Origin of the sequence: Novosphingobium rhizovicinum, from assembly GCF_040813635.1 — a bacterium.
GTDB lineage: Bacteria > Pseudomonadota > Alphaproteobacteria > Sphingomonadales > Sphingomonadaceae > Novosphingobium > Novosphingobium rhizovicinum.
In genome coordinates this window covers 1-9,775 of the sequence record NZ_JBFNXR010000024.1, presented here as the reverse complement: position 1 = coordinate 9,775, position 9,775 = coordinate 1, and the positions used below count along the sequence as shown (strand labels likewise).

Sequence of the window (9,775 nt, the reverse complement as noted above, 5' to 3'; positions counted from 1 at the left end):
CGTAGTCGATGTGCGCGTCGATATCGCCGCCCAGGCCCTTGTTCATGGACGGTACGCCCGCGTGAGTGCCGCCCGCATCACGCCAGCGCCTCAGGTGATCGACGGTTTCCTGCTTGTCTCGCGCGAACAGCGCCAGGAGTTCGCGGCCAAATTCTGCCTCTTCCCGCCCAAGTTCGCGCAAATGGTGCTGGACGCGGCCCCATGCCTCGACCGCACCTTCGCCCGAAGCGGCGAAGACGAAGCCGTCGCCGATGCGCGCGCCGCGTTCATAAGCAACTTCGCTGTGCCCGCCGATCCACAGCGGGATCTGTCGGCGCGGACGCGGGTTGATCCCGGCGCGATCGATCCGGTCGAACTCGCCCTGGAAGGTCAGGATGGGCGTGGTCCAGAGCTTGCGCAGATACTCAACCTGCTCCTCGACCCGCCGCCCGCGTGTCTTGAAGTTCTGCCCAAGGGCTTCGAACTCGACATAGTTCCAGCCGATGCCCACGCCCAGGCGCAGCCGCTCACGCGAAACCAAGTCGACGTCTGCCGCCTGCTGCGCCACCAGCACTGTCTGGCGCTGGGGCAGAACGAGCACTCCGGTCGAAAATTGCAGCTTCGTAGTGATCGCCGCGGCAAACCCGAACAGCACGAACGGATCGTGGAAGGTGTCCTTGTCGGTATAGGGCCCGGTCAACTTCGGCTCGCGCCCCTCGTGCGGGCACTTCACGACATGATCGTAGGCCATGAGGTGCGTGTAGCCCATCTGCTCGACGGCGAGGCAGAACTTGCGGATCGCGTCGGGATCTCCGGCGACCTCGGTCGTCGGGTAGGCAACACCAATCTGCATGTTCATCCTCTCTCCGAGTTCCGCCTTTCGGCGGCCTAGCTCATCGTGGAGACATATGACTAAGACAATGTCGGTCGCTGGGGTATGTCTGTTTGCTATACCCCTGCGCTAATCTGCCGTTCCCCGAATGCGGGCGCCGACAAACACCCCCATGTCCACCAGCCTCGCCAGTTCCTCTCTTAGGAAGCCCTCCACTGCAATTACCGCGCGCGGGGATTGTGCTCCCGATTGCATGGCGAGGAAGACCTGGCGCTTCGGTGCTGGATCGATGATCCGAGCGGTACGCAGGCGAGCGCTGGCAACTTGTTTTTGAACTGCAGATGGCGGCAGGATCGTGCACATCCGCCCGCTCTCCACGAGATCCATCATCAGCTGAAACGAGTCTGATTGAAAGGCAATCGCAAGCTGGGTCCTGCTTTTCGCTGCCGCAGTCTCGACTGCTACCCTTAAGCCGTGGATATGGCTCGGCAGCACCAGAGGGATCTGAGCTAGATCACGAAACGGGAGTTCGCCGCTTTCGGGAACGTGAGCCCTCGTGCCGACCAGCACCAGCTCGTCATCAAGGAGCCGGGTCGCGTTCACCCCAGAGGGGGTGGGTCCGTAGAGGATCGCGGCATCGAGCTCCCCTTGCTTGAGCCATTGCAGCAAGTGGCCCGAATATCCCTCGACTATGTGCAGCGAGACACCCGGCGCTTCGTTTGCCACGCGCTCCGCAAGATCCGGAGCCAAGACCGAGACGAACGTTGGAGGCATGCCGAAGCTGACGCTGCCCACTGTCTGTGTCGGAAGCGATCGGATCTCGTAAAGCGCATGGCCGATCTGCCGCATCGGTCCTGCGATGCGGCTGCGCAGCGCCTCGCCCGCTTCCGTCAGTTGCATGCCGCGGTGGCCGCGCGTGAACAGAGCCACGCCGAGCTCTTCCTCCAGTATCCGCATCTGGCGGCTGAGCGAAGGCTGAGCGATGCGTAACCGCTCGGCGGTGCGCGTGAGGGAGCCGAGTTCCGCGATTTGAACGAAGTAACCAAGCCGCTTGAAGTCGGCCATCGAGCGCTCTCCTTAGCAATATAGCCGAGACCTATACCCACGCGACACACATTGTCTTGGGCTATGACGTACATGACGGGCTAATGGCGGGTCAAAGCACATCTGGAGAGGTCTGGTGGAAATCGGAGTCGTCTACCCGCAAATCGAACTCAGCGGCGATCCGCACGCGGTACGAGCGATCGGACTGGCGACAGAGAAGCTCGGATACGACTACCTGCTGATGTTCGACCACGTGGCAGGCGCTGTCCGTCAAAACCGGACGCAGCCCTTATTCGGGCCTTACTCCGAAAAGGACCCCTTCCATGATCCTCTTGTGTCGTTCGGCTTCCTGGCCGGGATCACCGAGAGGATCGGTTTCGCCACCGGCGTGCTCGTGCTCCCGCAGCGACAGACGCTGCTCGTCGCCAGGCAGGCCACGGACGTCGACCTGTACTCGGGCGGACGCTTGAGGCTGGGCGTCGCGGCCGGATGGAATTATGTCGAGTACCAGGCCCTCGGTCAGGACTTCGCCACGCGCGGCAAGCGGTTGGACGAGCAAATCGAACTGCTTCGCAAGCTATGGCGCGGTGATGCGCTGAAATTCGACGGCGGGTTTGACCAAGTCGACAATGCTGCGCTCAATCCTGCTCCGAAGCGCATGATCCCGATCTGGTGCGGGGGCGGGTCGGAGCCGGCGTATCGCCGTGCGGCACGCCTCGGCGATGGCTTTGTCTTCAGCGGTCCGCTCGACAAGATCCTGACAGGCTGGGGGCAGCTTCAGTCCTTTCTGGAAGAGCGGGGACGCAGCGGCGAGCCCTTCGGGGCAGAATACATCCTCTCCGAGGGCGCGAGCGTCGAAGACGCGCTGGAGGTGCTGCACCGCTGGCAGGACGCAGGCGGCACGCACTTTGCCGTGCGAACGATGGGTCACGGTTTCACCAGCCCAGAGCAGCACATCGACTTCCTTTCCGATTTCCGCGCTCGCTCCGCGTAAAACGGGCCGATCATCGAGGAGCACGACCATGACAGAATTCGGCAAGATCGTTCAGGCGGCCGACGAGCTGGAAAGACCGGTCACGATCGGTTCGGAAGCCTATGTGTCCGAAGAGTATGCGCGTCTGGAGCAGGATCGGCTCTGGCGCCGCGTTTGGCTACAGGCCGGACGGCTGGAGGACATTCCCGAAGTCGGCGACTTCATCACGTACGACGTCCTGACCGACTCCATCCTGATCGTGCGCACCGCACCGGATCAGGTGAAAGCATTCTACAATGTCTGCCCCCATCGCGGACGCCGCCTGGTCGACACGCCGCCGGGCAAGCGCAACGCGCGGGCGAACCGCTCGAACTTCATCTGCGGCTTTCATGCCTGGACATTCGATCTGGAGGGCGGCTGCAAGTACATCCCCAACCGCGAGGACTGGCAAGGCGACCTGAGCGATGAGGACGTCCGGCTCGGAGCGGTCCACTGCGACACCTGGGGCGGGTGGATCTGGATCAACATGGACGACGAGCCACAGCCGCTGCGCGACTACCTGGAGCCTGCAGCGACGTTGCTCGACCCCTATCAGCTCCAGAACATGCGGCCTCGCTGGCGCAAGTGGATCGTGTTTGAATGCAACTGGAAGGTCGCGCTGGAAGCGTTCAACGAAACCTATCACGTCGCCAGCACGCATCCGGAGTTCATGGCCTTCGGAGATTTTCCCGGCTGGGCACGCAATCAGGGGCTGCACAGCAACATCGGCTATGACGCGCCTGCGGACATGGACGAACAGCAGGGCAAGCTGCGCATCGGCGCGGGCGAGGACGCGCGCATCTCCACGGCGGAAATGCAGGCCTATACCTGGGCGGCGGCGAACACCAACACGACGCAGACGATGGTCGATGTGGCACAGCGCCTCTCCGAGGAGCTACCAGCGGGCACACCCCCGGCAGAAGTTCTCGCTTACTGGATCACGCGCTCCAAGCAGGTGGACGCCGAACGCGGCGTCGTCTGGCCCGAAGTGCCCTCCTCTCACGCCACGAAGGCGGGAACCAGCTGGCAGATCTTCCCAAACTTCCAGGTCGGCCAGGCCGTCAACAACATGCTGTGCTACCAGGCACGCCCGCACGACTTCGACCCGAACAAATGCGTGTTCGAAGCCGCGGTGTATGAGCTCTACCCGGAAGGGCAAGCGCCCGAAACCGAGTGGGAGTATACCGAGCGCGGCAAGTGGCCCCCAGTGCTCGAGCAGGATTTCACCAACATGGCGGCCGTGCAGCAAGGCATGAAGAACAAGGGTTTTCGCGGCACCAAGCCGAACCCTTACCGTGAGCGGGCAGTAGCCAGCCTGCACTACAATCTGTCCCGGTTCATGGGAACCGGCGCGCCGCACCGTCTCAAGTAAACATCACGAAGCAGGCAGGATCGCATGGATTTCGCGCTCAACGAAGATCAGCAGAACATTCGCGAGACAGTGCTCAAGCACTGCTCCCAGTTCAGCGACGAATACTGGCTGGAGAAGGACCGCTCCGGCGAGTGGCCGCACGAGTTCCACAAATCGATGGCGGAAGCCGGCTGGCTTGGCATCGCCATGCCCGAGGCAGTCGGCGGCGCCGGGCTGGGCATCACCGAAGCGGCGGTGATGCTGCAGGCGGTGGCGGAGAGCGGCGGCGGCATGGCGGCGGCCTCGACCATTCACGGTCCGGTGTTCGGGCTGGAGCCGGTGCATCTGTTCGGCACCGAAGAACAGCAGGCGCGCATGATCCCGCCGATCCTCTCGGGCGAAGAGAAGATGTGCTTCGCGGTGACCGAGCCCAACACCGGCCTCGATACCACCAGCCTGAAGACGCGCGCCACGAAGGTCGACGGCGGCTACAGAGTGACCGGCGAGAAGATCTGGATCACCAACGCCCACGTCGCTGATCGCATGCTGCTGATCGCGCGCACCACGCCGCTGGAGGAGGTGAAACGCAAGACCGACGGTCTGACGCTGTTCTACTGCAAGCTCGACCGCGATGCGATCGAGCACCGCCTGATCCCCAAGATGGGCCGCCATGCGGTGGGCTCCAACATGCTGTTCATCTCGGACTTGTTCATCCCCGATGAGGACCGCATCGGGGAGGAAGGCCAGGGCTTCAAGATCCTGCTCCAGGGCCTCAACCCCGAGCGCGTGTTGCTTGCCGCTGAGGCAACCGGGCTGGGCCGCGTGGCGATCCAGAAGGCCAGCCGCTACGCTCGCGAGCGGGTCGTGTTCGGGCGGCCGATCGGCCAGAACCAGGGCATTCAGCACCCGCTGGCCAAGGCCTGGATGCAAGTCGAGGCGGCGAGCCTGATGGTCTTCAAGGCCGCGACGCTGTTCGATCAGGGCAAGGACTGCGGCACGGAGGCGAACACCGCCAAGTTCCTCGCGGCCGAAGCAGGCTATGAGGCGTGCCAGACCGCCGTCATGTCGATGGGCGGCATGGGCTATGCGCAGGAGTACCACGTCGAGCGATATCTGCGCGAAGTCATGATCCCGCGCATCGCGCCGGTCAGCCCGCACCAGATCATGAACTACATCGCCGAGCGGGTGCTCGAATTGCCCAAGTCATACTGATTCCAGGAGTTATCTGCAGATCATGAATATCGGTGTTATCGGCGGCACGGGGCAACTCGGGAAAGCCATCGCAAGACGGCTTGCGGCAGCGGGACATGCGGTGACGATCGGCTCGCGCTCCATCCAGACCGCTCAGGCCGTCGCTGCGGAGATCAGCGCTTCAGGAGGTGCCACTTACGCTGATGCGGCCTCTGACAAGGATGTCGTGATTGTTGCTGTACCTTTTGCCGCACAGGCGGAGGCACTGGCGACAATCCGCGACACCGTCGGCGATGGGATTGTGGTGGATACGACGGTTCCGCTCGTTCCGCCCAAGGTGATGCGCGTGCAACTTCCGGAGGCCGGCTCTGCGGCTATGACCGCGCGCGCTCTGCTGGGTCCGGAGGTGCGTCTTGTCTCCGCCTTCCACAACGTGGCGGCTCACAGGCTGATCACCGATGAGCCGGTGGACTGCGACGTGCTCGTTTTTGGCGATGAAGTCGACGCCCGCAACACAGTCATCGGTCTGGTCGAGGATATGAAAATGCGCGGCCTATCGGGCGGAGCATTGGCCAACTCGGCTGCAGCCGAGGCACTGACGTCGGTCCTCATCTACATGAATAAGACATACGGCGCCGACGGGGCGGGGATCCGCTTCACCGCGCTGGCTACCAAGCCGGCGACGTGATCCGCCATTCAAGCGGCGGGGAGGCCTGCTCGGCATGACCAAGTCCCTCGCCATGGAATTTGCGGCGCGGAACATGATGCCACCAGGCTTCATCAATACGCCGATGTTGCTTGCGAGCCCGGTGGATGTGGACGCCTACGCGGCCACGATGCCGATGAGGCGCCCGGGCATGCCCGAGGATATCGCCGCGGCATGCTCCTACCTCGCGTCCCCGGACGCGGCGTATGTTACCGGGCAGACTATCAACACCAACGGCGGCCGCTATATGGGCTCGGCTTGAGACTGCCCTCCCATGCCCGGCCGCTATAGCTACACGACAGGTTTTGTCGTGTTCTTGATGGCTAAGGTGCCTTAAGCTCAACCCAACAAGCACCCGTCGGTAATGCGGGGATCGAGAGGAATGCTGATGCAACAGCGTAGTTTAGGAGCACAAGGCCTTTCGGTATCCGCGCTCGGACTTGGCTGCATGAACCTGAGTGCAAGCTATGGGGCCAGTGTCGAGGAGGCCGATGGGCTGAACCTCCTCGCCCGCGCGGTCGAACTTGGCGTTACCATGTTCGACACCGCCGAGATGTACGGCCCCTTCAAGAACGAGGTGCTGGTCGGCAGCGCGTTGCGATCGGTCCGCGACCGGGTGGTGATCGCAACCAAGTTCGGCTTCGCCATCCCACCGGAGGGCGGCCGACCCACGGGCGTGAATAGCCGGCCCGAGCACATCCGCGAGGTGTGCGACGCTTCGCTACAGCGGCTTGGAATCGAGACGATCGACCTCTTTTATCAGCACCGCGTCGACCCGGCGGTGCCCATCGAGGATGTGGCGGGAACCGTGGGTGACCTGGTCGCCGCAGGCAAGGTCCGCTACTTCGGCTTGTCGGAGGCTGCACCTGAAACGATCCGCCGCGCCCATGCAGCACACCCGGTCACGGCGCTGCAGACCGAGTACTCGCTGTGGTCTCGTGACCCGGAGCAAGACGTGCTGCCGCTTTGCCGCGAACTGGGGATCGGCTTCGTCGCCTATAGCCCGCTTGGACGAGGCTTCCTTGCCGCCGGGGCAAAGGAACTGGCAAGCGACGACTTCCGGCGCAACCTGCCCCGCTGGCAAGGCTCCGCGCTGGAGCGCAACGTCGGCCTGTTCGAGACGCTTGCGGCAATCGCAGCCGAAAAGGCCTGCACACCGGCCCAGCTCTCGCTCGCGTGGCTGCTCCACAAGGGCGATGACATCGTGGCGATCCCCGGCACCACCAAGATCCCCCGTCTCGAGGAGAACACCGCCGCGGCCGAGATCGCGCTATCTCCCGACGAGATCGCCGCCATCGAGCGCGCCATCCCTGCCGAGGCCGTCGCAGGCGCACGGTACGACGAAGCCGGCTCCGCACTTCTTTCCCAGTGAGTACCCGCATGAACGACCGCACGCTCGATACGTCCGACCTCGACAACTACATGGGCAAGCCGCTCCAACCCGGCCGGATGAAGGAGCCCCTGCACAACAACGATTTCCGTCGCTGGGCACAAGCGATGCACTACCCCAACCTGCTCCACTACGACACCGAGTTCTCGGCCGAGGGGCGCTTCGGCAAGCTTGTGGCGCCGCAGTCCTTTGCCGTCTGCACCGACGACGGCCACGGCGCGACACCCGCCTGCGTCGGGCGCATCCCTGGCTCGCACCTGATCTTCGGCGGTGACGAGTGGTGGTTCTTCGGTCCCCGCATCTTCGCGGGCGACATGATCGTCAACGAGCGGATCCCCTTTGACTACGTCGTCAAGGAAACGAAGTTCGCCGGACCGACCTGCTTTCAGCGGGGCGACAACAACTACTACAATCAGGCGGGCGAGCTCGTTGCGCGCCAGCGCTCAACCGGTATCCGCTACCGCAAGGATCTCGCCGTCGAGATGGGGTCGCTCACCCAGACAGAAGATCCTGTCTGGACACCCGAACAGCTTACAGAACTGCATGATCGCAAATTCGCGTGGATCGAGAGCCTGCACGATCTCGGCCACGGCAAGCGCTTCTGGGACGACATCGACATTAGCGACACTCTGCCCGAGCGCGTCTTTGGACCGCACACAATCGCCAGCTTCACCACGGAGTGGAGAGCATACCTCTTCACGATCTGGGGCGGTACGCACCGCGTGAACCCCGATTTTGAAGCCATGGGCTTCGATCCCGCGATGGCTGGCCACGAGAACGACGGCGTCATGGAGCGGATCGATCCCGAGCTCACCGACGGCGCCTACTTCGGCCCGTCGCGCGGGCATCTCTTCCCGGAATGGGCGCGCTATATCGGCATGCCTCGCGGCTATGGCTATGGCGCTTCGATGGGCGCGTGGATCATCGACTACCTCGCAGGCTGGGCCGGTGAGTGGGGCCAGGTCGTGCACTCGAATGCGTTCTATCGCGGCCCGGCATTCACGGGCGACATCACCATTCAGAACGCCACCGTGATCGACAAGCTCATCGACGATGAAGGCCGCAGCGTCGTGCAGGTGGACTGCAAAATGACGAACCAACTCGGAACGACGCTGGCAACCGCCATCGCTGAAATCGAGTTGCCCCGCAGGAGCAGCGGCGGCCCGCTCGGAGATGGCGCCAAGGAAAGTGGAGAATGATGATGGCAACGCAAGAACTGACCGCTCTTCGGAGCGAAGAGATCAAGCCGAAGATTGGCGCTCGGGTGCTCAACTCCAAGGAAGAGCTGCTTGCCGGCGACCTCGGCGGCGAGATCATGGACCTCCTGGAACATCGCGGCGTGCTCGTATTCCCGGAAATCAACTTTAACGATGAAGAGCACGTCGCCTTCACGAACACGCTCGGCAAGTTCGCGCGCGAGATGCGCGGCGAGGAGATCTACAAGGTCAGCCTCGACGAGAAGCAGAACGCCACCGCGGAATACCTGAAGGGCGCGTTCTTCTGGCATTTCGACGGCTTCATGTCGCCGATGCCGATCCGCGCCAGCCTGCTTTCGGCCAAGGTGCTGTCACCTCCAGGAACCGGCCGCACCGAGTTCGCGAACACTTACGCCGCTTACGAAGCGCTGTCGGACGAGGACAAGGCGCTGGTGGCCGACTTGCGGGCAGTGCACGCACTCGCCGCCACCCAGCTCGACGTCACGCCCGAGCCGACGTACGAGCAGTGGCAGGAATGGCGCGCGGTCGGCCGCAAGGAGCTGCCGCTGGTCTGGACACACAAGTCCGGGCGCAAGTCGCTGGTGATCGGCAACTCGGCGCACAACATCCTCGACTACGACCCGCTCGACGGTGAGGAACTGCTGATCCGCCTCCGCTCGTTCGCCACCGGCCCCGAGTTCACCTACAGCCACGACTGGAAGGTCGGCGATCTTGTGATGTGGGACAACACCGGAAGCCTGCACCGCGCAACCTACTATCCGCTCGACTGCGGTCGCATGATGCACCGCACGAAGATCGAAGGCGACGAGCCTATCGTTTGAAGCCAGTGCTGTGAGCACACGTCGGGGCGCGCCTGCCGCGTCCACGACACGCAAGGGAGCCCGCGATGTCGCCTGACCACCTGAAGCGAAACGAGAGCGAACTCGCAGCTTTGCGCCATGACGCCGAGGCCGGACGCGACGGACCTGTGCTCATGCTCAATCTCAACACCTACAAGGCCGAGGCGGGCTTTCCCGATGGCGCTCCCTATCGCGCCTACATGGATGCACTCGC

The 9,775-nt window shown here is 63.4% G+C and carries 10 protein-coding genes; 8 read left to right on the top strand and 2 right to left on the bottom strand.

Annotated elements, in window-relative coordinates:
- Together ABUH87_RS08355 and ABUH87_RS08350 are read right to left on the bottom strand one after the other, a co-directional pair.
- Nucleotides 1-838: LLM class F420-dependent oxidoreductase (locus ABUH87_RS08355; RefSeq protein ID WP_367772422.1), on the bottom strand; the 838-nt coding region annotated here is incomplete at its 3' end.
- A gap of 102 nt (nucleotides 839-940) precedes the next feature.
- Nucleotides 941-1,876: a LysR family transcriptional regulator gene (locus ABUH87_RS08350; RefSeq protein ID WP_367772439.1), complete on the bottom strand. Its 936-nt coding sequence runs from the start codon at nucleotides 1,874-1,876 to the stop codon at nucleotides 941-943.
- Nucleotides 1,877-1,991: 115 nt separating this feature from the next.
- Between ABUH87_RS08350 and ABUH87_RS08345 the strand changes: the two genes are divergently transcribed.
- From ABUH87_RS08345 to ABUH87_RS08310, 8 genes are all read left to right on the top strand, one after another.
- Nucleotides 1,992-2,849: an LLM class F420-dependent oxidoreductase gene (locus ABUH87_RS08345; protein WP_367772437.1), complete on the top strand. Its 858-nt coding sequence runs from the start codon at nucleotides 1,992-1,994 to the stop codon at nucleotides 2,847-2,849.
- A gap of 28 nt (nucleotides 2,850-2,877) precedes the next feature.
- A complete protein-coding gene (locus ABUH87_RS08340; RefSeq protein WP_367772435.1) occupies nucleotides 2,878-4,239 on the top strand; it encodes an aromatic ring-hydroxylating oxygenase subunit alpha in 1,362 nt (453 codons plus the stop codon).
- Between the two features lie 24 nt (nucleotides 4,240-4,263).
- Nucleotides 4,264-5,430 carry an acyl-CoA dehydrogenase family protein gene (locus ABUH87_RS08335; protein WP_367772433.1) on the top strand — a complete coding sequence of 389 codons (1,167 nt, stop codon included), beginning with the start codon at nucleotides 4,264-4,266 and terminating at the stop codon, nucleotides 5,428-5,430.
- A 22-nt stretch (nucleotides 5,431-5,452) separates the two neighbouring features.
- The gene (gene npdG / locus ABUH87_RS08330) at nucleotides 5,453-6,097 is read left to right on the top strand and encodes an NADPH-dependent F420 reductase (protein ID WP_367772431.1); all 645 of its coding nucleotides are present in this window, start codon (nucleotides 5,453-5,455) and stop codon (nucleotides 6,095-6,097) included.
- On the top strand, nucleotides 6,030-6,377 hold the full coding sequence (locus tag ABUH87_RS08325; RefSeq protein WP_367772446.1) for an SDR family oxidoreductase: 348 nt from the start codon (nucleotides 6,030-6,032) through the stop codon (nucleotides 6,375-6,377). The genes npdG and ABUH87_RS08325 overlap by 68 nt, the downstream gene beginning before the upstream one ends.
- A gap of 126 nt (nucleotides 6,378-6,503) precedes the next feature.
- The gene (locus tag ABUH87_RS08320; protein WP_367772429.1) at nucleotides 6,504-7,487 is read left to right on the top strand and encodes an aldo/keto reductase; all 984 of its coding nucleotides are present in this window, start codon (nucleotides 6,504-6,506) and stop codon (nucleotides 7,485-7,487) included.
- Nucleotides 7,488-7,495: 8 nt separating this feature from the next.
- Nucleotides 7,496-8,704: an FAS1-like dehydratase domain-containing protein gene (locus tag ABUH87_RS08315; RefSeq protein ID WP_367772426.1), complete on the top strand. Its 1,209-nt coding sequence runs from the start codon at nucleotides 7,496-7,498 to the stop codon at nucleotides 8,702-8,704.
- Entirely contained in the window at nucleotides 8,701-9,543 is an 843-nt protein-coding gene (locus tag ABUH87_RS08310; protein ID WP_367772424.1) for a TauD/TfdA dioxygenase family protein, read from the top strand. The genes ABUH87_RS08315 and ABUH87_RS08310 overlap by 4 nt, the downstream gene beginning before the upstream one ends.
- Nucleotides 9,544-9,775: the final 232 nt, after the last annotated feature.